The organism is Planctomycetia bacterium (assembly GCA_015200345.1).
Lineage (GTDB): Bacteria > Planctomycetota > Phycisphaerae > UBA1845 > UTPLA1 > PLA3.
Map to the genome: position 1 here is coordinate 1,412,974 of CP054187.1, position 22,257 is coordinate 1,435,230.

The window sequence follows — 22,257 nt, forward strand, 5'->3', positions numbered from 1 at the left end:
CGACTCGATGAGTCTTGCAGAGAACGAATCCTCGACACGAACACGTAAGGCGAGGCCGCCTGCTGTCACGACCTTACAGCGCCCAAAGGTCATCCCTTTCGGATGGTATGGCGGGAAGTATTCGCACCTTGACTGGCTGCTCCCCCTGCTCCCAAAGTGCCACCACTACTGCGAACCATACGCGGGATCAGGCGCGGTACTATTGAACCGTCGTCCGTCACCGGTCGAGACCTACAACGATCTTGACGGCGAAGTCGTCAATTTCTTTCGCGTGCTACGTGATGAAGGAGATAAGCTCGTCCGAGCGATCGGTCTCACCCCGTTCTCTCGCGAAGAGTTTGCTAAGGCCTGTAAGCTAGACCCAGAGTTAGACGCTTTTGAACGCGCGAGGAGATTCTACGTTCGCGCCCGGCAAGTGCGGATTGGATTGGCTCAGACTGCGACGATCGGACGCTGGGCAAACTGCAAGGACACAAGCCGCGCGGGGATGAGCGGTGTTATAAGCCGTTGGCTTGGTGGAGTAGAAGACTTGGGGATAATCGCTGAGCGGTTACTGCGCGTGCAGATTGAGAACCGACCGGCAATCCAAGCGATCGAACTCTACGACTCTCCTGGCACCTTGTTTTACTGCGATCCACCCTATATCCACGAGACGCGCGGCGACTCGAAAGCATACGGCCACGAAATGACAAACCGTCAGCACGAGGAGCTTGCGGAAGTCCTCAACAAGGTAAAAGGGTTGGTGGCGATTTCGAACTATCCTTGCGAGCTGATGGACAAGCTCTATCCCGCGCCTCGGTGGTTCAAGACCATAACAGAGGAGCGCACCAATCACGCCACCAAGGGCAAGCGTATCGAGGGCCTTTGGACGAATTACGATCCGAAGCTAGCTACCGGAAAAGAGAATGGGAATGGACACTTGTTCGGCGACGCTTGAAAGGGCATACAAGGATGCTGAGGCACAGTTGCTCAAGCCCTTCGTAACCAACAAAGAGATTGCGGAGCGCATCAAGTTCGCCGCGATGTGCCCGAGCAATCGCGCGGGCGCACGGTTCCTATTAGCTGCCACTCTCGCGAAGGTCACGCAACCCAACGTAGATATCCGTAAGCCGTTCATTCAAGCGTATCCTGACGATCAGAAGGCAGACGCTTATCCAGGTCGCAACTACGATGAGCAATACGTCTTCGAGTTTATCACGCGGCACAAGCTCCCATGCAGTTCTACGACTGCCTTCCTGACTCCCGGCTTCCGAACGAAGAACATTGTGCTCGACTTGACCCAGAAGCTGCGCGGGAGACCCCCGGAGCTTTACGAGTTTATCCTTGAGATTCTCGATGCCATTCAATCGGGGAAGATCAAGGCTGACGTGGTGATGAGAGAGACAATCCGTCTACTCATCGTCCAGCGTGAGGCGCGCGCCCTGAAGCTCCAGAAGCTGAAAAAGGATTTGCAAGAGCAGGCGGGCGAGCTACCCCTGTCGTCGGAGGACACAGTCAAGCTCATTGAACAGCATCTCGCACTGAAGTACGCCGCGCGGTTGCCCGTGCTGGTTGTTGCCGCGGCCTATACCGCGGCGTCGGCTAAGCTTGGCGAACGCGTGCTAAGCCTAAACGCACACAATGCCGCCGACAAACAAACCGGGGCACTTGGCGACGTCGAGATCACCCTTGCCGATGACGACAACGTCGTGACCGCGTACGAAATGAAGGATAAAGCGGTCACCATTGGCGATATCAATATCGCGATCCAGAAGATCGCCGACGGAGCGGACATACAAAACTACATCTTCGTCACCACCGACCGCATCGACGCGGAGGTGAGAGAATACGCCGCCAAACAGTACAAGGAACTTGGAGGGGTCGAGATTGCGATTCTCGACTGCATCGGATTTCTGCGCCACTTTCTGCATTTGTTTCATCGGCTCCGCACCGACTTCCTTGACGCGTATCAGGAACTCGTCCTCGCCCAACCCGAGAGCGGCGTAAATCAAGCGCTGAAAGAAGCGTTTCTCGCGCTGCGCAAAGCTGCGCAGGCCGAGGGTTGAAGCAGAAGAGAAGCAGCAAGCGCGCACAGGGACGGGTTTGTTTACAACCAGCTTGAAGGCAAGGGGCTGTTCGGGCTGGGCGGGAAGCTCACGATTCAGCCGGAGTATCAGCGGAACTACATCTATGCCGAGGGCGGCGGGAAGCGCGAGCAGGCGGTCATTCAATCGCTGCTCAAGGGGTATCCGCTCGGGCTGATCTACTTCAACAAGGTCGCGAAGGACAAGTTCGAGGTGCTCGACGGGCAGCAGCGCATCACCAGCATCGGGCGGTTCGTCACCGACAGGTTCGCGTTCATGGAGAACGGCAACCCGCGGATATTCACCAGCCTGCCCAGGGACCAGCAGAAGAAGATCAACGAATCGAAACTACTGATCTTCGAGTGCGAGGGGACGGAGACGGAGATCAAGCAGTGGTTCCAGACGGTGAATATCGCCGGCGTGCCGCTAAACGATCAGGAACTGCTCAACGCCGTCTACTCCGGCCCGTTCGTCACCAGGGCCAAGGAAGAGTTCAGCAACAGCCTGAACACGAACATCCAGAAGTGGAGCGCCTACATCAAGGGCAGCGCGAACCGGCAGGATTTTCTGGCGACGGCATTGGATTGGGTGAGCAAGGGGGACATCGGCTCTTACATGAGCGCTCACCGTGGTGATGAGAACATCACCGAGCTAAAAAACTACTTCGATGCCGTGATCGACTGGGTTTCGACGGTGTTCGAGGACGTTTACCCGGAGATGAAGGGGCTGGAATGGGGGCGGCTGTACGAGGAATACCACGACAAAAGCTACAACCAGGCGAAGATGAAAGAGGCCGTGGAAAAGCTGATGGCGGATGAGTACGTCACCAACCGCAAGGGCATCTTCGAGTATGTGCTGGGCGGCTTAACCGACAAGAAGCTGCTGGCCGTGCGGGTGTTCGACGAGAAGACGAAGAAGGTCGCGTACGCCAAGCAGACGCAGGCGGTGAAGGGCAAGAACAAATCCAACTGCCCGCTGTGCGCGGTCGGCGACAACGCGAACAAGGCGCGCATCTACGATTTCGACGAAATGGACGCCGACCACGTGGCCGCGTGGAGCAAGGGCGGCGACTCGTCAGCCAATAACTGCCAAATGCTCTGCACGACCCACAATCGGGCCAAGGGCAATCGATAGTGCGCTCGGCGGGTCGATGCGGCCGACCCACCCTACACAATCTGCCGCGTCCTCCGCGCGAAGCCGACTTTCAAATAATCCCCCTCTTCCCCGCCCCCATTGCCCAAACCGCCGGGACACGCCGTTCCTAATTCCCCACCGGGCATGAGATTGCAATCGCGATGACACTTCCTGTCACCCGATTATTGCAAATTATTGACTCCGCGCAATGGCTTCGCTACGCTCGGTTCGGTTTATGTTAGGGAACCTGGGAGGGCCACACATGCACGAAAAAACCGATTCCGCCGCCGAACTGCACCTGCGCGTCATCCGCGAGCCGGCCGTCACGCCGCTATCGCCGCGGAAGCGGGCCATCTGCTGGGATTTCGGCATTCCGCCGCACGAAGGCTCGCACGTCGTCGCCGACAACCTGCGGCTCGCGGCGCGGCCGGGCACGATCACGGCGCTGATCGGACCGAGCGGCTCGGGCAAGAGCAGCATCCTCCAGGCCATCGCCGATCAGGTCGGGCAGGCCGTCTGGGTCGGCCGCGAGAAACTCGACAAGCGTAGTTCCATCATCGATCTCGTCGCCCCGCGGCGTCCGCTCGCGACGGTGATGCGCATCCTCACGGCCTGCGGCCTGGGCGAGCCGCGCCTGTGGGTGCGCTCGCCGGAAGACCTCTCCGACGGCGAGCGCTTTCGCGCGGCGCTGGCCCGCGCCATCGGCCGCGCCGTCGGCTTCCCGGTGCCCGCGCCGATCTTCTGCGACGAGTTCACCGCGGTCCTGCATCGCCGCCTCGCCCGGGCGATGGCCCACAACCTGCGCAAGCTGGTCGGCCGCGCCGGCCTGACGCTCTTTGTCGCGTCGTCACAGGATGACTTTCTCGACGACTTGCAGCCCGATCAGCTCGTGCGGCTCGGCGGGCCGGCGCCGCGCGTCGATGCCTTTGTTCCCCGGTCGCGGCGATTCTCCCTGCATCGGCGGCTGGTCGTCGAACCCGGCTCGGTTTGCGACTACAGTCTCTTTTCCGCCATGCACTATCGCCATCGCGACGGTCTGGGCTTCGTCGACAAGGTTTTCCTCCTGCGGGAACAGCCCGGCGGTGAGCCTCTCGGCATCCTCGTCTTTGCCCACGGATCGATGGAGCTGGCCCTGCGCAACCGCGCCACCGGCGGGCGATTCGTCCGAAACCTCCGCCGGCTCAACCGTGAGCTGCGCGTCCTGCGCCGGCTGGTCATGCACCCCGACGTGCGCGGCTGCGGACTGGGGCACGTGTTCGTGCGGCGCACGCTGCCGCTGGTCGGCGTGCGATTCATTGAGTGCCTCGCCGCGATGGGCACCGTCAACCCGGTGTTCGAGCGTGCCGGAATGCACCGGATCGGCCAATGCGCCCTGCCGCGCGGGCGGCTGGCGATCCTCGAACGCATGCGCCAACTGAAGCTGGACCCCTTCAGCGACGGCTTCTCAAGCCAGATAGCAAAATATCCCCGCGTGCGAAGGCTCGTCGTCGAGACCCTTCTCGGCTGGTCGCAGGTCACCCACAGCGCCAAGGGCTTCCGCCTGCGAGGCCGAAGCCCCGACGAGCTGGGGCAGACGTTTCGCCAGGTGCTGGGCGAGCCGCCGGTTTATTACCTCTGGGACCGCGAAGGTGAGTACCCTCGCGCGGATCTGCGTCCCGATGCGCAGCCTCGCCTGGCAAACCATTCGCCACCGCGACCGCGCGCCACCGCGACAAGCCGAAAACTCGATCCGCGCGGTTGAGTGTCCCCCGGCCGGCCTGCTCGTGGAACCGTCATCGTTGACCGGTTCGCGGAGAAAAAACCGGAGCGATGGACGCCTTCCGAATTGCAGAAGCCGGGCCGGACTTGGTACAATATTTTTCCGTGAAGTGGGTAAGCCGCACGGTCTCACCCTTCCCCCGCCGCGCGACCGGCCCATCGCGAAACGCTGTTGAAAGGCGTCGCGTTGATTAATTTGTCTCTATTAAGGAACCCGACCATGACCCGCTATCGCCGAGTCCGCGCGCGCTGGTGCGCCGCCGTGCTGATCCTTCCGGCCTTCGCCGCGATCGCATCGGCGCAGAATCGAATCGCCCCCTGGCCTCTGCCCGGCACGTACCGGCCCACCGTCGAGGAACGCAGCACGCTCCCGGCCGACATCGTGCAACAGGTTCGGCAGCCCGCGCTCGATCTGAACGCCATCCTTGCCGAAGACGACAAACTCGCCGAGGAAGGCGGCGCACCGCGCTACGCCATCCCCCGGCCGGTCCAGCTCTCTCCCCGAACCGACGGCCTGTGGGAACAACTGGATGCCGACACGCTGCTCTGGCGGCTGCGCATCACGGTTGAGGATGCCGTCTCGATCAATCTCGGCTTCTCGCGCTTCGTGATGCCCGAGGGCGGGCGATTGATGCTGTATTCGTTCGACATGCGTCACGTGCTGCGCCCCTACACGCACGAAGACAACGCCGACCACGGTGAGCTGTGGACGCCCCCGGTCGCCGGCGGCGATCTCATGCTCGAAGTCACCGTGCCAGCCTCGCTCGCGACGCTGCTCGAGCTGGAATTGACGTCTGTCAACGTCGGCTATCGGCCGTTCATGATCCCGCCGGAGCTACAGGACCTGGGCGCGCCGCGCTCGGGCGCCTGCAACGTGGACGTGATGTGCCCGGAGGGCGATCCCTGGCGCGATCAGATTCAGGCCGTCGGAGTCATTTCCACCGGCGGCAGCCGCTTCTGCACCGGTTTCATGGTCAACAACACGTCAAACAACCTCGTGCCGTACTTCATGACGGCCAACCACTGCGGGATCAACTCCGGCAACGCCGCCTCGCTGGTCGTCTTCTGGAATTACCAAAACTCCTTCTGCCGGCCGCCGGGCAGCCCCGCCAGCGGCCAGCCGGGCGACGGCGTCCTCACGATGAACCAAAGCGGCTCGACCTTCCGGGCCGCGGCGTCGGTCTCGGATTTTACGCTGGTGCAGCTCACCGCCAACCCGAACCCGGCCTGGAACGTCGGTTTCGCCGGATGGGATCGGCAGGATCGCTTCCCGCCCAGCGGTTCGTGCATCCACCATCCCAATACAGACGAAAAGCGAATTACGCTTTATGACATCGCCGTGCGGCCCGATCGGCCGACGCATGGTTCCAGCTGGGGATGTTCACCTTTCCCCGGCCCCGGCGACGGCACGCACATCAAGGTCTACTGGTCGCTCGCCGTCACCGAGCCCGGCTCGTCCGGTTCGCCCCTGTTCGACGAGTTCAAACGCGTCATCGGCCAGTTGCATGGCGGCGCTTCGGCCTGCGGCCAGACCGGCGACAACCTCTCCGACTGCTACGGTCGAATCTGGCGTTCGTGGACCGGCAACGGCACCGCGGCCACGCGCCTTTCCGACTGGCTCGACGCGACCAACACCGGCGCGCTCAACACCGACACGCTGCTTAGCGGCGGCTTGAGCGTTTCGCCGACCACCGGCACGACGCACATCGGCATCGTCGGCGGGCCGTTCACCAACAACCCGACGAACTACTCGATCAACAACCAGACGGCCAACGCCGCGAATTACTCGGTGAGCATCGTCGGCGGCGGTACCGCGCCGCTGTTGCTCAACGGGGGTCCCGGCCCGCTCAATGGAACCGTGCCCGCGGGCGGCCCGTCTGCTGGCGTCGCGGTCTCGCTGGATGCGTCGGCGGCGTCTCTGCCGGCTGGCATCTACACGACGACCGTGCGCTTCCAGGACACAACCAACAACCTCACGATGGACCGCATCCACACCCTGGAGGTCGGCCAGACCGGTTTCAACACCACGCCGGCCAACGGCCTCTCCGCGGGCGGACCGGTCGGCGGCCCGTTCACTGCCACACAAGTCTATACTCTGACCAGCACGCAGCCGACGCCCGTGACGATCCAGATCGCCGCCAACCAGCCGTGGATCTCGATCAACGGCGGCACCGGTCCGGTCAACCTCAACCTGAACGGCACCGGTGACAACGCGGCCGTCACAATCGGCTACTCCGCGGCGGCGAACAGCCTCGCGGCGGGCCTGTACAACGGCCAGGTCAGCTTCACCAACCTGTCGGGCAGCAACAACGGCAACACGACGCGCGCGGTGCAGCTCGACGTGGGACGCTACACTTACACAGCCACCGACGTGCCGCAGAACATCAACGACAACGCGACCATCACCAGCGTGGTCAACGTCACCGACGCCTACTGCATCGGTGACGTCAACGTGCAGGTGGACATCACCCACACGTACATCGGCGATCTGATCGTCGAAGTCATCTCGCCGGCCGGCACGATCGTGCGGCTGCACAATCGCACGGGCGGCAGCGCCGACGATATCCATCGTCTCTATGACGACGGCGTGACCAACCCCGATGGTCCCGGCACGCTGGCCGATTTCATCGGTGAAAATGTGCAGGGCAACTGGACGTTGCGCGTGTCGGACAACGCCGGACAGGACGTCGGAACGCTGGACGGCTGGCAGTTGAAGATCGCCGCGAGCGGCGGCAACTGCGCCCCGCCTCAACTGGTCTACAGCTGGCCGCTCGATACCGATCCGGGCTGGTCGGCCGACGCCGGTCCCGGCGGCAGCGGACCCAACGGCAACGGCTGGGCCTGGGGTGTGCCGGACAACAGCGGCGGCACCTGCGGCACCGGTCGACTCAACCCGACGAGCGGGTTCACCGGCTCGAACGTGTACGGCTACAACCTGATCGGCTGTTACACGAACAACCTGTCGCCGACGCGCTGGCTCACGACGACCGCCATTGATTGCACCGGGCTGTCGAACGTGAAGCTGAAGTTCCGCCGGTGGCTGGGCATCGAATCGGCGACGTTCGACAAGGCCTACATCGAGATGTCGACCAACGGCACGACGTGGACGCCGGTCTGGACGCACGCCGGCGGGTCGTTCAGCGAGCAGGCCTGGACCCAGCAGTCCTACAACCTGATCGGCGCTGACAATCAGCCGACTGTCTATATTCGATGGGGCATCGGTCCGACCGATAGCTCGGTCACGTACCAGGGCTGGAACATCGACGACATCGAAATCTGGGCGATCGTTCCGGACACCTGCGCGGGCGTGACCGTCGGCGATGTCAACGATGACGGCGACGTGAACGGCGAAGACCTCGCCGGGTTCACGGCGACCGTGCTCAACCCCGGCGGCGCGACGCAGCACGCCCTGTGCGCCAGCGACGCATCGGGCGGCGGCGGCGTTACGCTCGATGACGTTCAGCCGTTCGTCGATATTCTGCTGGCCCCGTAACACAGGCCATCGGATTCCGCGTTCACGCAACGCAAAAGCCCCGGGCCGGTGCCCGGGGCTTTTTGTTGAACGGAATCAAAACCGATCCGGGTTACTCGCTTAGGATGCGACGGAGAATGCGATCTTCCATCGCGCCGTCGCGATAGAGGAACGTCCAGTCGCGCGGGGCCTGCTCCCCGCCGAGGTAGGTGCCCTCGGTCGTCGGCAGCACGCCGCTGAAGGCCTGAATCGCGGACGACGCCGTGGTGATCTGCGACTCGGGCGCGTTCAGCCGATAAACGTCGACCTGCACGTCCACGCGCCACGTCCCCTCGCGAACAAATCGCACCGTGACCTGCCGCCGAATCGTATGCAACGACGCCTGCGCCAGCTCGTAGCCGCCCTTCACGTCCTGACGCCACGGCTCATGCCACTGCTTGCTGGTCATGGGCAACGTCGTGATGACGCCCTGCGCGCGATCCTGCCGATCAGGCTGGAACTCCATCTTCCGCAGCACGCTCAAGGTCGCATCCCACAGGTACTCGCGTTCGGCTTCGTTGATCTCGCTTGCCGTCGCTGCCTCGGGCGGGACCGGTCGCGAACAACCTGCCTGCCCGATCGCGGCAATCAATCCGGCCGCGCAAACCGCCAGGGCGCAAACACGTTTCGTGAAGAAACGAACTGGCTGGGAATTGCTTGAAGGAGCCGCAGCGATGCAATCGCGTGGAAGACGCATGACGCGGGCCACTTTAGCGGGCCTCGGCGCGGCGTCAAGTCTCGCCGACGTACGCGAGAAGCCTGCCGTCGCGGCTCGTTATACTCTCCAATCGGTTTGTGTAAGCAGGCCGTGCCCGGCACGGCGGAAAGGGATGGTTCGATCCGCATGAGCATTCAACGCCTGTTCGCGGCATGGTTGTGTCTGGCGCCCACGGCGCTGCTGACCTGTTCGAAGCCGCAGTCCAGCACGCCGCCGCGATCGGAGGACGAATGGTACACCGTCGAAATGCAGGGCCAGCGATGCGGCCACATGCACTCGACACAGCAGCAGGTCGGCGATGAGATGCACACGCGGACGGCCATGACGGTGGAGATCGTGCGCGGCCCGGCGAAGATCAAGATCACCATGGACCAGCGCTACCGGGAAACGATGGATGGCAAGCCGCTCGGCTTCGAGAGCGAAATGCTGATGGGCCAGATGCCGGTGAAGCAGAAGGGGACGGTGGCCGACGTCAAGATCACGCTCGTGACCGATCAGATGGGCGCGTCGCATACGAATACGTACGACTTCGACCCGGAGTGCAAGTTCGCGTGGGGCCTGCTGCTCGAGCAGCGCGCGCGGGGAATCAAGCCGGGGATGAAGTTCACGGTGAAGACGTATGAGCCGTCGGTCCGCGCGGACGGGCCGGTGGAGGTGACGTTCAACGTCGAGGACAAGGAAAAAGTTGACGTGCGGGGGACGAAGCGCGAGTTGTACCGCGTGACCAGCACGCTCCAGATGCAGGTGCCGGTGCAAACAACGATGTGGGTGGACGAAGAGGCCAAACCGATCGTTTCCAACATGAACCTCGGGTTCATGGAGGTGCGAATCGTTCAATCAACGAAGGAAGAGGCCCTGAAGACGGACGGCGTGAAAGGACCGGAGATGTTCTTCAGCACGTTTGTGTCGTCCGACAAGAAGATCCCCGCGAAAGCCAAGTCGGTGGTGCTGAAGCTGACGGTGCCCAAAGACGGCGATCCGCTGCCCGACATGCCGGACACGGGGATGCAGTCGTTCAAGCGGGTGAACGACCATGAAGCGACGCTGACGATCCGCCGGCTGGATTGGAAAAAGCTTCGCGAGATCGCCGCAAGCGAGGATGGCAGGGCCTCCGCCGAAAAGGAGATGAGCGAGTTTCTCCAGGCTTCGGCGATGGTGAACACGGGCGACGCGCGGATCAAGCGATTGGCGAAACGCGCGGTGAAGGATGCGAAGACCCCGGCGGAGCAAGCCGACGCGCTGCGCGAATATGTGACAACCTATGTGAAGAACAAGGGCCTCGACGTCGGATTCGCCACGGCGAGCGAAGTGGCGAAAACGCGGGCGGGTGATTGCAGCGAACACGCCGTGCTGCTGGCGGCGCTGGCGCGGGCGGCGGGCCTGCCGTCGCGCGGGGTGAGCGGAATCGTGCAGATTCCGTGGAGCGAAATGCCCAACGGAGCCGAGAGCGCGTTCGGCTATCACATGTGGACGCAAGTCTTCATCGGCGGACAATGGGTGGACATCGATGCGGCGATGCGTCAGACCGATTGCGACCCGACGCACATCGCTCTGTCGCTGATGCCGCTGAACGACGAGGCCCTGGGGCAGTCGGTGATGTCACTGCTGCCGCTGATGGGCCGGCTGAAGATCGAAGTCGTCAAGATCGAGGAATAGCGTGATGCGCATCGCCCTCACCGGCGCGACGGGCTTTCTCGGCCGTTACATCGTTCAACGCCTGGCCGCATCGGGCCACGCGCTTCGCTGCTGGCGACGTGCGGAGTCGGACGCAAGCGGACTGGGCAACGCGGTCGGCGCGATCGAATGGGTCGCCGGCGGACTGGGCGAACCCGACGGATTCGTCGATTACTGCCGCGGTGCCGATGCCGTCGTCCATGGCGCGCTGGCACGGGCCGCGGGCACGGGCTTTCGCGCGGCGGCCGACGCGGGATTCGAGGAGTTCATTCGCCTCAACCTGCTTGGCTCGCTCATGCTGATGCGCGCAGCGCGGGCGGCGGGTGTGCCGCGATTTGTCTTCATCTCGACCTGCGCCGTGCACGAAGTCATCCTCGCCGATCGACCGCTCGACGAGGCGCACCCGCTCTGGGCGACTTCGCATTACGGCGCGCACAAAGCCGCGATTGAAAAATTCGTGCATAGTTTCGGACTGGGCGAAGGCTGGCCGATCTGTGCCGTGCGGCCGACGGGGATTTACGGCGTCGCACATCCTCCGCAGCGAAGCAAATGGTACGATCTGGTGCAGCGGGTCGTGCGAGGCGAGTCCGTCCACTGCGAGCGCGGCGGCAAGGAAGTCCACGCGGCCGACGTCGCGAAAGCCGTGGAGATTCTGCTGGTCGCGCCCGAGGAGTCGATTCGCGGCCAGGCTTTCAATTGCTATGACCAGTACGTGGCGGACTACACGGTGGCGAAGCTGGCGGCGCAATCGAGCGGCAGCCGCTCGACAATCACCGGCTGCGCCCCGTTGCCGAAGAATCAAATCGCTGTCGACAAGCTCATGAAGCTGGGCATGTCTTTCGGCGGCGATGCCCGGCTGCGTGAAACGGTAAACCAATTGGTGAATCATGCACGGATCGATTCGTCCGCGTGATTCATTACAACCGATCCACCAGTTGAATCGTCCCGCGAACGCGCACCGTACGTAGAAACAGTTGCCTCGCCGGCATCGACTCCGTCTCGCGCACCGCAACTTCGATCAACGCCAACCGCCACGGCCCCTGCAACGAATCGCCGATCTCCACCCATCGCTCGCATTCGATGTCGTCGATGTCTCGCCCCTCGTAGAGCGCCGCCGCCGCGACGTGATCCATCAGCGGCAGGCACCGCGCCCGCGCCCGCCGCGCGTCAAACGGCTCGATCGCCGCATCCTGGGCCAACTCGAACGCGATCGTCTCGCCGATCCGTTCGTATCGCTCGAATCCCGCCGACGGGTGACCCATCTCAACCGACTCCGACCGACTTTACTCCATCCGTCAAACCGCGATGATGCCGCACATGATCGTCGCCGAATCACACGACGTTGTCACCGCATCCCCCGCCCCGCGCGATCGACGGCTCGCCGCCATCCTGCTCACGTTGGGATTTTGCCTCACGGTCGTCTGCGGGCGCGTCCATCCCGACGGCCTTGTTCACTTCGACGATCTCACGCACTACCTCTTCGCGCGATGGGCCTGGACCTGGCCGACTTATCTGCTCAACGACTGGGGGCGACCGGGTTTCACGATTCCGTACTTCCTGCCTGCGGCGCTGGGCTGGCCCGCCTGCAAAGTACTCTCGGCGATCGTGCATGCTGCGGCCGCGTGGCTGGCGTACGGCATCGCCGGCAGACTGGGTATTCGATACGCCTGGGCCGTCATTCCGCTGTGCTATGCGCAGCCGCTCTTTTTCAATCTCGCCCAGACGACGCTGACCGAATCGCCGATGGCGCTGTACGTCACGGCGTCGGTCTACCTGGCGCTGCGCGCGCGCTGGGGCGGGTCCGCCGCTGTCATGTCGCTGGCATTCATCACGCGGCACGAGGCCGTGATCCTCGCCCTCCCGTGGGCCTGGTGCGCCTGGCGCGCGGGCGTGCCGCTGCGCCGATCGTGGCCGCTCCTCTGGGCGCCGGCGGCCGTCAACCTCGCCGCCATCGCGGCCGGCGTTCAACCGGCAATTGAATTGCTCTTCGCGCCGCGCGCGTCCACGCAATACGGGCGCGGCGGCTGGCTGACTTTTCTCTGTCGATCGCTGGAAGCGTTCGGCCCCGGTGTCATGGTCCTGGCCATCGCCGGGCTTGCACCGCTCTGGCGAAACCGGGCGGCGCGATTAACGCTCGGCGTCGCGTTAACCTACTTCCTCGCGCACACCGCGATTCGGGCGCTGGGCTTGTACGCCTCCGGCGGTTACGCGCGGTTTCTCGTGCCGATCGCGCCGCTCGTCGCCATCGCCGCCCTGGCCGGATGGAATCGCCTGTTCGACGCCGACGCGGCCGAACGCCGCCGGTGCGCGGTCGCCCTCGTCGCTGGCATGATCATCTTGGATGCCTCGCTCGAACGACAATTCGAAATCCACGAACGCCTGCACGACATCCTCGCCGAGTATCCCCAGGTCGACCAGGCGCGGACGGCGATGCGCTGGGCGACCGGTTTGTTTCTCGCTGCTTGCGCGACCGCGGTGATCGTCGATCGAAAGGCCCACCATGCGGAACCGCGCGTTTCCGGGGGCGGCCCACGCGCGGGCTTCGCGGTCCGCGCTCCGGCACTCCTCGTCATCGCCCTGATCGCGCTCACCGCGTGGAAACTCGCCGGGCCGATTCGACCGCCGCCCGAAGCGCCGATCGTCCGAGACACGCTCGCATGGCTGCGCGAGGCGGGCCACGGCGAGCGCGAGATTATTTCGGCAAACGTCTGGATCGACTACGTCACCCGGCGAAACCTCCCGCCGGATCGCCCCTCGGTGCGCGAAGCCCTGGCCGCCGCGCCGATCGGCGCCCTGTTCGCGTGGGAAAATCAGTTCGCCGCCAGCGAGGATCATCGACTGCCCCTGTCTGATTTCGTCGATCACCCGTCGTGGCGGCTGATCCACCAGTCCGCACCACGCCCCGGTGCAAAGGCGCCGTATCTGCTGATTTTCCAGAAAATAAGCGTGTGGCCGCAGCCCACGCCCGCTACGTCCGTTGCCCCCGCTCAACCCCGGCCTTAAGATTTCCACCTGCCGCGAGCATGCGTCAGAATGCGCCGACGGGGCGCGTCAGACGGGCCTTATGCTGCGGCCGGAGCGGTCAGCGACTTCATGTCCGGTGCAAACACGACCAACGGTGACGGCGCCTGTTTCAAACGGGTGCTCCTGATCGGCCTCGACGGCGCGACCTTCGACGTGCTCGGCCCGCTCATGGATCAGGGCATCATGCCGCATCTGAAGGCGCTCACGGCCGGCGGGGTCTGGGGCGAGTTGGAATCGACCCGCCCGCCGATCACGCCCGCCGCCTGGACGACCTTCATGACCGGCAAAGGCCCGGGCAAGCACGGCATTATCGACTTTCTTCGATATGATGTGGAGGCCAACCGGCTCGTTTTCAACAACAATCAGCGCATCAGCCAGAAGACCATCTGGAGCATCTTGAGCGACAAGAACTACCGCGTCGGCTCGATCAACGTGCCGATGACCTTCCCCCCCGAGGAGGTCAACGGGTTCATGATCTCCGGCTTCGACACACCGACCGGGCAGGACTTTACCTACCCGAAGGAACTCCAGGCCGAAATCCTCTCGCGCTACCCCGACTACACCCACGAGAAAAAATGGGAGCGCAAGGCCCTCGGCGGCGACAAGGTCTTCGCCCAGAATCTCCGCTACATTTGCGACAGCTTCGAACGCGGCTACGAGCTCTCCCGCTTCTGCGGCGACAAGTACGGCTGGGACGTGCTCATGGTCCTGTTCAAGCTGGTCGACAACCTCCAGCACAAGGCCTGGCGCTACCTCGACCCGCGCACGCGCCACCTCGACCCGAAACGAACGCAGCTCACGATCGACTGCTTCGCCGCGCTGGATCGCGTCCTGGGCAAGCTCCGCACGTTGGCCGACGAACACGGCGCGACCATCCTCATCATGTCCGACCACGGGCACGGCAGCCTCGACGGCAAGGCCCAACCCAACCTGCTGCTCGCCAAATGGGGCTACCTCGCCCTGCGCAACGGTGCGGCCAAGGCCCAGACCCGCGCCGGCATCTGGTGGAAGCGGCTTGTCGGTTCGCGCAACGGCGCCGGCAAAGGCAGCAAGCTCGATCACGATCTTGCTTTTGATGCCTCGCGCACCCGCGCTTGCGTCCTGCACGCCGGCATCTACGGTTTTCTCTACATCAATCTCAAAGGACGCCAGCCAGACGGCATCGTCGAACCGCGTGACTACGAAGCGCTGCGGCGCGAAATCCGCGACAAGCTCCTCGCCGCGACCTGCAAGGATCGCGACGGCAAGACCATGAACATCTTTACCGATGTCTTCGTCACCGAGGAACTCTACGGCTGCAATCGGCAGGATCACCCGTGGATGCCGGACCTGCTTCTCGCCCCCGCCGACGGACTCGCGGTTATCAAGAAGATCCGCGGCTCGTCGCCCGTGCGATGGGTGCCGCTCGACCGGCTCGAGGGCACGCACCGCCTCGACGGCATCTTTGTCGCCAACGGCCCGGGCGTCCGAGGCGGGCGAAAAATTCGCGCGCACATCGCCGACATCGCTCCGACCCTCATCGCCGGACTCGGCGAGCGTGTCCCGAACGACATGGAAGGCCACGTCATTCAGGAACTGTTCGACAAGCCCGTTCACGTCCGCTACGAGCCGCCTCGCGAACGCCGCATCGACGAAACCGCCCCCGTCCTTAGTAAGTCCCAGCTCGAAGAAGTCGCCAGCCGCCTCGGAGACCTCGGCTACCTCGATTGATCCATCGCATGGGCTTATTGCCCAGTCCACCGATTCAGTCGGGCACTATTGCATTGATTCACCTGAATCGAACCCATGCTCCGGCCAGCCTGCCGAATACCAACGCTTGCACGTTCAAGTCACCCGACCTTATAATCCGATGACTCGCACGGACACATGGAGGCACTCATGCCGCGCCTTCGTCCGAGTCCCCGCCCGATGGCTCCTCGCGAAAGGAAACATCATGATGTCACTCCCGCTTGATCTCTGCGCCCGCCTCGCTTCTCTCATTCGCCCCGTTCGGTTCGGCGTGCCCGCGCTGGCCTGCGCGTTACTACTGGCCGGCGCGGCCTGCGACACCGTGCGCCTGACCGGCTCCGGAAACATCGCCCCCAGCCAGTTCGGCTTCGGGAACGACGCCGCGCCCGCATCGGCCGAGGCCGCCCAGACCGAATCCGTCGCCCGCGACATCGAAGAGGCCGACGTGGTCAAGGTCGTCGGCAATCGGGTCTATGTGCTGAATCGCTACAAAGGACTTATTATCATCGACGTCTCCGATGCCGATCACCCGGCGGTGCTCGGCACGTTTGACCTGCGCGGCCGCGGCGTCGAGATGTACGTCGTCGGCTCGCGCGTCTTTGCCCTGCTTAGCGCCGACTTCTTCTTCTACGCCAACGTGCTCCCCGCCCTGGGCGGCGCCGAGCCGGGCGTCGCCGTCGGCCCCCCGCTCGTGCCCCAGAGCCGACAGCCCGACTTTGAAGGCAGCCAGCTCGCCATCGTCGATGTCAGCGATCCGACCCAGCCGGAGTCCGAAGGCAAGATCAACCTCGTCGGCTACGCCAGCCAGAGCCGACGCGTCGGCGACGTGATCTACGTCGTCGGCACCAGCCTCGCCGCCGGGCAGTCCGATGGCGACACCCCCTCGTCGCAGGATGCCGCGTTCGTCGTCTCGACCAATGCCTTTGTCGCCTCGGTCAACGTCGCCGACCCGTCCAACCCCGTGCCTGTGCAACGCGAGACCTTCGAGGGCGACAACGCCGTCATTCACGTCTCCACCACGACCATCTTCGCGGGCAGCAGCGAGTACGACTTCGACACCGGCGACGTCTCCACGCGCATCACCGCGATCGACATCTCCGATCCCGCCGGCGCGATCAACGTCCGCGGCGACGTGCTCGTCCCCGGCATGATCCGCAACCGCTTCTACATGGACGAATTCGACGGCGTGCTGCGCGTCGTCACGCAATCCACCGGCTTCGGGTTCCGCGACGTGACGCTCTATACCTACGACGTGACCGACCTCGATGACATCCTCCCCCTCGGCAGCGTCGACATCATCCAGAACGAATCGCTTGAAGCCGTGCGCTTCGACGGACCGCGCGGCTACGCCGTCACCTTCTTCCGCGTCGATCCGCTCTTTGTCCTCGATCTCTCCGACCCCGCCAATCCCGCCGTCACCGGCGAACTCGAAGTACCCGGCTGGTCCACGCACATCGAGCCGCGCGGCGATCGACTCATCGCCGTCGGCATCGACGACACCGACGGGCAGCGACCGGCCGTCGCCTACTACGACGTGTCCGACCCGAGCAGCCCGCAGCAACTCGCGCGCGTCATCCTCGGCCCGCCGGGTTCGTACACCGAATCCGAAGCCACCTACGACGAGAAGGCCTTCAAGGTCGTGGACGAGTTGAACCTCATCGCGATTCCCTTCCGCCACGTCGAGTACCCCGCCGGGCCGACCCCGGTTCCGGGCGGTCCGACGCCGTTCAACGATTCGCCTCCTGGCGCGGGCGAAGGCTCCGATTCATCAAGCCCCGGCTCGGCAGCGGAGATCAACCAACCTATCTGCCAGAACGCCGTGCAACTGGTCGACTTCTCCGACACGGCCCTTGTCCAGCGCGGCCTGTTCGAGCATCGCGGCCGCGTCGAACGCGTCGGCGTCATTGACGGTCGCGTCTTCGCGCTGTCGCAGGCCTCTTTCCAGACGGTGAACATCGCCGACCGCGATGCGCCCACGTCCGCCGGAGTGGCCGACTTCTTCACCGGCGAAGAGATGCCCTACTACGCCGACGACTGTGGGTACCTCTACTATGGCGGCATCGACGAAGAATTCGGCCAGGGCGGTACGCTTGCGCAACTGCTCGCGTCGCTGTTGAACAATTGCGGCGCGACCGGCGTCTTGCCGCTGGCGGGCCTCGTCGCGGGATTTGTCGGGATGACCCGCGCACGACGGCGACGTATTCAGCGATAAGCGCCCGCGGCGCGCCGACATCGCTTTCGTTTCTTCTCCCCTCGAAGCCGACGGATTGCAATCCGTCGGCTTCTTGATTGCGCCGGATACGCCCACAGGCAACACGTCTTTTCGATGCCCGTCGGCGCGGTATCATTCGCACGTCGCCGACGATTCGGAACCGCCGCGAATGAACACGCCTCCCGCACCTTCACACGCCTCGCTCCCCACTGCACAGGGTTTGAGCGATCTGCCGCGCGACGAATTAGTGCGCTACGGTCGACAACTGGGTCTCGAACTTGATCCCGACCTGCCCACCGGATCGCTCGTGGCTTCCATTCGCACTCGCCAGGAATTGCTGATCGAACTCGAACGCGACGCGCTGCTGGATATTGTCGTCTGGGCGCGCCGGCCCGTGCGGCGCTCCGCGAGCAAGGAGGAACTGGCACGCGAAATCGCCCGCATCGAGCGAACAAACTACAACAGTCTGCCTCTTCGCGGCCTCGTGGCCCTCGCACGCTTGCGCGGCCTGCCCGCCTCGCCGAACGAGAATGCCCACGACGTTATCGACCGCCTCAAGAAAGCCGAAGGACTCCTGAAACGCTTCATCCGCAAGCGCCGCCAATGGGTCACCTCGCTCATGACGAAGCTGATCGCCGGAGCAGAAGAACCCGATGAAGGCGACTACCAGTTCCTGCCCGAAGAAGGAAGCGAGCTGACGCGCGTCACCCTCAAACAGCAGATCGAACAGCACGGCATCGTCGGAGGCATCGCCAGCCGGCTGCGCGGCGCCGCCGACGATTACATCAAAGTAAAGCTCGACGAAATCGAGCAGCGCATCGACGCGAAGCTGTTGGAGATCGACCAGCGCCTCGCCGAATGGCGAGACCGCGAAGTCGCCAACCGCCTCAAGATTCTGCGCATCACGCTGGTGTTTTCGGCGCTTGTCGCCGCCATCTCGCTCGGCTATAAATGGCTCGCGGATCGCACGCTGCCCGGGCCGATCAAGGATTCCCCGCCCGCAGCCGTCGCACCGAACTCCGCCGAATCGACGCCGACGAACCGCTGATACGACTCAGGGACACCATGCACGAGAAACTCTCCAGCCGAATGGAGGCCATCATCCGACTCTCGCAGCGAATCGCTCGCGACTACGAGCAGGATTACGTCGGAACCGAGCACCTGCTGCTGGCCGTCCTCGAAGAAGGCACCGGCGTCGGCGCGGAAATCCTCAAGGAACTCGGCATTGACCTCCCCAAGGCCAAGGCCGCCGTCGATCGACTCATCAAAGCCAGCCTCGAAGACACCTGGGTCTTCGGCCGGCTGCCCGGCACGCCGCATTTTCGAAATGTCATGGCCGTCGCGATTGAAGAAGCTCGACACCTTGCCAGCAAGGTCGTTTGCAGCGAGCACCTGCTGCTCGCCCTCGCGCGGGAAGACGGCAGCGTCGCCCAGGCGGCTTTGCATGATCTGGGCGTCCGGGTGGACTCACTTCGCGCGGCGATTCAGAAACGCCTCGGGCAATAAGACGCGAACCCCGACCCCGAGTCATGATTCGCCCGACACGTGACCGATTCCACCCCGATTAACTCAATCCAATCACACCCGCCGAGTGCGGACCGCGCTGCTCCCAGTTCTTGCGCACCAGGCCCAGCCCGTACACGCAATATTCAAACTGCTCGCTCAGCGCTCGCAACACGCCAGCCGGCGGCCGCGTCTCACTCGTGCTCAACCGCGATGCGATGTCGTATGAACGCTTGCCCTGCTCAAAGTAAGAAATGAGATCGTCGCGCGTGCGACGCCGATGCAGCCGCCGCAGGTTCTCCGGATAAACACCAGTCCAGAATAGCGTGTAGTCACCGATCTGCCGGTGAATCAACCGTTGACGCGCTTCGCCCGCCGGCGCGGCGCTCGCCAGCGACGCCTCCAGCATCTCCGCCAGATCAGCCACCCGCTGACCGCTGCCGTCCTCCAGCGTCGTGATCCGCTCGATGTGAATGTACTGCGTCAACAGATCAGAGAGATAGTCCAGCACACCGGGGTCGCATAGCCCCAGTTCCGTCTGGAAACACTCTTCCACCAGGCCGGCGAACCATCGCCGAATCGCGCTTTCGTGTGTCGGTTGTTCCATCATCGGCGCTGCTCCTCGCATGCACGCCCGTCACAGTGCGACTGCCGCCCTTCACGGCTGCCCGCACCGCGACGCTTATTTCATCGTAGGATTCGGACGCCCCGCGGTAAAGGTTTTTTCCGACCGAATCCCTCCAGTATCATTATCGGCCGACTCATCACGGTGCTCCGATACGTACCCAACTCCTCCAGTTTGACCTGCCCCCCGACCGAATCGCCCAGGCCCCGTGCCACCCACGCGACGCCGCACGACTCATGGTCCTCGACCGCGCCACCGGGGAAATCCAGCACCGCATCTTCCGTGACCTGACGGAATTCCTACGGCCCGCTGATCTCCTGGTTCGAAACGTCTCCCGCGTCCTCCCGGCTCGTTTCACCGCGCGCCGCGCCACCGGAGCGAGCCTCGATGCACTCTTGGTCCGCGCCGACGCACCCGATCAGTGGACCATCCTCCTGACCGGCGCCGGCCGACTTCGACCGGGCGAATCACTCGAACTCGTCGGCTCCGACGCGCGCATCACGCTCCTGGAACGACTCGAACGCGGACTGTGCCAAGTCGCCCTGTCACCCCCGCAGGAAGCCGAACCGCTTCTGGCACGAATCGGCCGCGCGCCGCTGCCGCCCTACATCCGCCGAGCCAAGGCCGCCGCCGACCCGCGCGACGCGTCCGATCGCGATGACTATCAAACCGTCTACGCCCGCGAGACCGGCTCCGTCGCTGCACCCACCGCCGGCATGCATTTCACGCCCGATCTCTTGGATCGCCTTCGGGCCGCTGGCGTTAACACCGCCGATCTCATTCTCCATGTCGGCCTCGGCACCTTCGCACCCGTCGAAGTCGACGATCTCGATCACCACCCCATGCACACCGAATCGTACGATCTCCCTGATTCGACCGTCCGCGCCGTCGACGCCGCCCGGCGCGCCGGGGGTCGCGTCTTCGCCGTCGGAACGACGACCGTCCGCGTGCTGGAAACCGTCGCCGCGCACGTCGCCGCCTCCTCGAACCAAGGGGACCCTTCTCGCGAGCCTGCGCAAGGAAGCGAGCAACTTGCGACGCTGCGCCCGATGGCAGGGACGACAAACATTCTGATTCAGCCCCCATGGAACTTCCGCGCCGTCGACGCCCTGATCACAAACTTCCACCTCCCCGGAAGCACCTTGCTCGCCCTTGTCGCCGCGTTTGCCGGTCTGGACCGCATCCTCAACGCCTATCGCATTGCCATCGATAACGATTACCGCTTCTTCAGCTATGGCGACGCGATGTTGATTATCTGACTGCGGCGCGGAAGTCGATTCTCCCTCGCCCTTGCACGCATCCTGCACGTTGGTGAAAATGGCCAATTGCGATTCGCGATTGTCGAAATGCTGCAAGACCTCGCCATTTCGATTTTTCGTTTTTCTTAACGTTTCGACGTTTCTCGGGAGCCTCCCATGTCCGACCTCGCCAATCAGCAATGCGTCCCCTGCAAAGGCGGCGTGCCTCCCATGCAGCCCGATGCCGTCCGCGCCATGCTCTCCCAGCTCGACGGCTGGGCCGCGGAGAACAACCACCACCTTGTGAGGTCGTTTCCCTTTCCGAACTTCGTCACCGCCCTTGCATTCGTCAATCGCGTTGGCGAGCTCGCGGAACAGCAAGGCCACCACCCCGACATCCACCTCGCATGGGGCATGGTCCGTATCACCATCTGGACCCACAAGATCGACGGCCTCACCGAGAGCGACTTCATCCTCGCCGCAAAGATCGACAAACTGCCCCGATAACGCCCCAAAGAGCCGATTGCGCAAGCAATCGAAGCCTCCAGTAACCCACTTCAGAACCCGATGCTATAGTAATCTGATGACCAGGCCTTATCGGTCATACCCATCGGGAGGCGTACCGTGTCAACATTCGAGCTAGCCAACGCGCTACGCAGCTTCACCATCATTATCATTCGCAGCGCGCGAAAGGCCGGCTGCGCCGCCACGCTATTACTTGTCGCTGCCCTTTCCGGCTGCGGCACGCTCGACGGCTTTGCCGGGTTCGGATACGCCTCCCCCGCCGGCTCCATCAACTTCGCCCAGGCCCCGCGCGCACCGGGCAGCGCTGACCCGTTCCTGAACACCACCGGATCAGGCAATTCGCAAAATCCCATCTTCTTCCCCGGCACCGGCAACACCTTCAACAATCCGACCAACTCCCCGCCCACCAACGAACCCACCGATGCCAATTCCGGCAACGCCAACACCGGCGCCGGCGGCTCCGGTAGCGGCGGCGGCTGATCGCTTGCGATTTTGCCATCCGCGCACTCCGCGACTTCTTCCTCTACAATCCATCCACCCTTGC

The 22,257-nt window shown here is 63.8% G+C and carries 18 protein-coding genes; 15 read left to right on the plus strand and 3 right to left on the minus strand.

Annotated features, from left to right (window positions below; translation table 11 throughout):
* The first annotated feature begins 7 nt into the window (after positions 1-7).
* From HRU71_05905 to HRU71_05925, 5 genes are all read left to right on the plus strand, one after another.
* Positions 8-937 (plus strand): DNA adenine methylase, encoded by a 930-nt coding sequence (locus HRU71_05905; GenBank protein ID QOJ03048.1) that lies wholly within the window; start codon positions 8-10, stop codon positions 935-937.
* Complete coding sequence (locus tag HRU71_05910; protein ID QOJ04930.1) at positions 912-2,045, plus strand: restriction endonuclease, SacI family; 1,134 nt, start codon at positions 912-914, stop codon at positions 2,043-2,045. Before HRU71_05905 ends, HRU71_05910 begins: the two co-directional genes overlap by 26 nt.
* Before the next feature lie 66 nt (positions 2,046-2,111).
* Complete coding sequence (locus HRU71_05915; GenBank protein ID QOJ04931.1) at positions 2,112-3,197, plus strand: DUF262 domain-containing protein; 1,086 nt, start codon at positions 2,112-2,114, stop codon at positions 3,195-3,197.
* Positions 3,198-3,459: 262 nt separating this feature from the next.
* Positions 3,460-4,938 carry an ATP-binding cassette domain-containing protein gene (locus HRU71_05920; GenBank protein ID QOJ03049.1) on the plus strand — a complete coding sequence of 493 codons (1,479 nt, stop codon included), beginning with the start codon at positions 3,460-3,462 and terminating at the stop codon, positions 4,936-4,938.
* A 237-nt stretch (positions 4,939-5,175) separates the two neighbouring features.
* Positions 5,176-8,448, plus strand: coding sequence for a proprotein convertase P-domain-containing protein (locus HRU71_05925; GenBank protein QOJ03050.1), 3,273 nt, complete (start codon positions 5,176-5,178; stop codon positions 8,446-8,448).
* 91 nt (positions 8,449-8,539) lie between these two features.
* Here HRU71_05925 and HRU71_05930 read toward each other — a convergent pair whose 3' ends face one another.
* Complete coding sequence (locus HRU71_05930) at positions 8,540-9,058, minus strand: hypothetical protein (protein ID QOJ03051.1); 519 nt, start codon at positions 9,056-9,058, stop codon at positions 8,540-8,542.
* 252 nt (positions 9,059-9,310) lie between these two features.
* On the opposite strand from HRU71_05930, the gene HRU71_05935 reads away from it, so the two are divergent.
* Together HRU71_05935 and HRU71_05940 are read left to right on the plus strand one after the other, a co-directional pair.
* Entirely contained in the window at positions 9,311-10,840 is a 1,530-nt protein-coding gene (locus tag HRU71_05935) for a transglutaminase family protein (GenBank protein QOJ03052.1), read from the plus strand.
* A 4-nt stretch (positions 10,841-10,844) separates the two neighbouring features.
* Complete coding sequence (locus tag HRU71_05940) at positions 10,845-11,771, plus strand: NAD(P)-dependent oxidoreductase (GenBank protein ID QOJ03053.1); 927 nt, start codon at positions 10,845-10,847, stop codon at positions 11,769-11,771.
* A 4-nt stretch (positions 11,772-11,775) separates the two neighbouring features.
* On the opposite strand, the gene HRU71_05945 is transcribed toward HRU71_05940, so the two are convergent.
* A complete protein-coding gene (locus HRU71_05945) occupies positions 11,776-12,120 on the minus strand; it encodes a hypothetical protein (protein QOJ03054.1) in 345 nt (114 codons plus the stop codon).
* A gap of 55 nt (positions 12,121-12,175) precedes the next feature.
* Between HRU71_05945 and HRU71_05950 the strand changes: the two genes are divergently transcribed.
* The 5 genes from HRU71_05950 to HRU71_05970 all read left to right on the plus strand — a co-directional run bounded on the left by HRU71_05950 (position 12,176) and on the right by HRU71_05970 (position 19,328).
* Positions 12,176-13,861 carry a hypothetical protein gene (locus tag HRU71_05950; protein QOJ03055.1) on the plus strand — a complete coding sequence of 562 codons (1,686 nt, stop codon included), beginning with the start codon at positions 12,176-12,178 and terminating at the stop codon, positions 13,859-13,861.
* A 90-nt stretch (positions 13,862-13,951) separates the two neighbouring features.
* Positions 13,952-15,592 (plus strand): alkaline phosphatase family protein, encoded by a 1,641-nt coding sequence (locus tag HRU71_05955; GenBank protein QOJ03056.1) that lies wholly within the window; start codon positions 13,952-13,954, stop codon positions 15,590-15,592.
* 223 nt (positions 15,593-15,815) lie between these two features.
* Positions 15,816-17,822 (plus strand): beta-propeller domain-containing protein, encoded by a 2,007-nt coding sequence (locus HRU71_05960; GenBank protein QOJ03057.1) that lies wholly within the window; start codon positions 15,816-15,818, stop codon positions 17,820-17,822.
* Between the two features lie 169 nt (positions 17,823-17,991).
* The gene (locus HRU71_05965) at positions 17,992-18,870 is read left to right on the plus strand and encodes a hypothetical protein (GenBank protein QOJ03058.1); all 879 of its coding nucleotides are present in this window, start codon (positions 17,992-17,994) and stop codon (positions 18,868-18,870) included.
* A 17-nt stretch (positions 18,871-18,887) separates the two neighbouring features.
* Positions 18,888-19,328: a hypothetical protein gene (locus tag HRU71_05970; GenBank protein ID QOJ03059.1), complete on the plus strand. Its 441-nt coding sequence runs from the start codon at positions 18,888-18,890 to the stop codon at positions 19,326-19,328.
* A gap of 58 nt (positions 19,329-19,386) precedes the next feature.
* On the opposite strand, the gene HRU71_05975 is transcribed toward HRU71_05970, so the two are convergent.
* Positions 19,387-19,935, minus strand: a complete 549-nt coding sequence (locus HRU71_05975; protein ID QOJ03060.1) for a hypothetical protein — start codon at positions 19,933-19,935, stop codon at positions 19,387-19,389.
* Positions 19,936-20,102: 167 nt separating this feature from the next.
* Between HRU71_05975 and queA the strand changes: the two genes are divergently transcribed.
* The 3 genes from queA (at position 20,103) to HRU71_05990 (ending at position 22,193) form a co-directional block, all read left to right on the plus strand.
* Positions 20,103-21,209, plus strand: a complete 1,107-nt coding sequence (queA, locus tag HRU71_05980) for a tRNA preQ1(34) S-adenosylmethionine ribosyltransferase-isomerase QueA (protein ID QOJ04932.1) — start codon at positions 20,103-20,105, stop codon at positions 21,207-21,209.
* Between the two features lie 156 nt (positions 21,210-21,365).
* Entirely contained in the window at positions 21,366-21,695 is a 330-nt protein-coding gene (locus HRU71_05985) for a 4a-hydroxytetrahydrobiopterin dehydratase (protein QOJ03061.1), read from the plus strand.
* 117 nt (positions 21,696-21,812) lie between these two features.
* Positions 21,813-22,193, plus strand: coding sequence for a hypothetical protein (locus HRU71_05990; GenBank protein QOJ03062.1), 381 nt, complete (start codon positions 21,813-21,815; stop codon positions 22,191-22,193).
* Positions 22,194-22,257 lie beyond the last annotated feature (64 nt).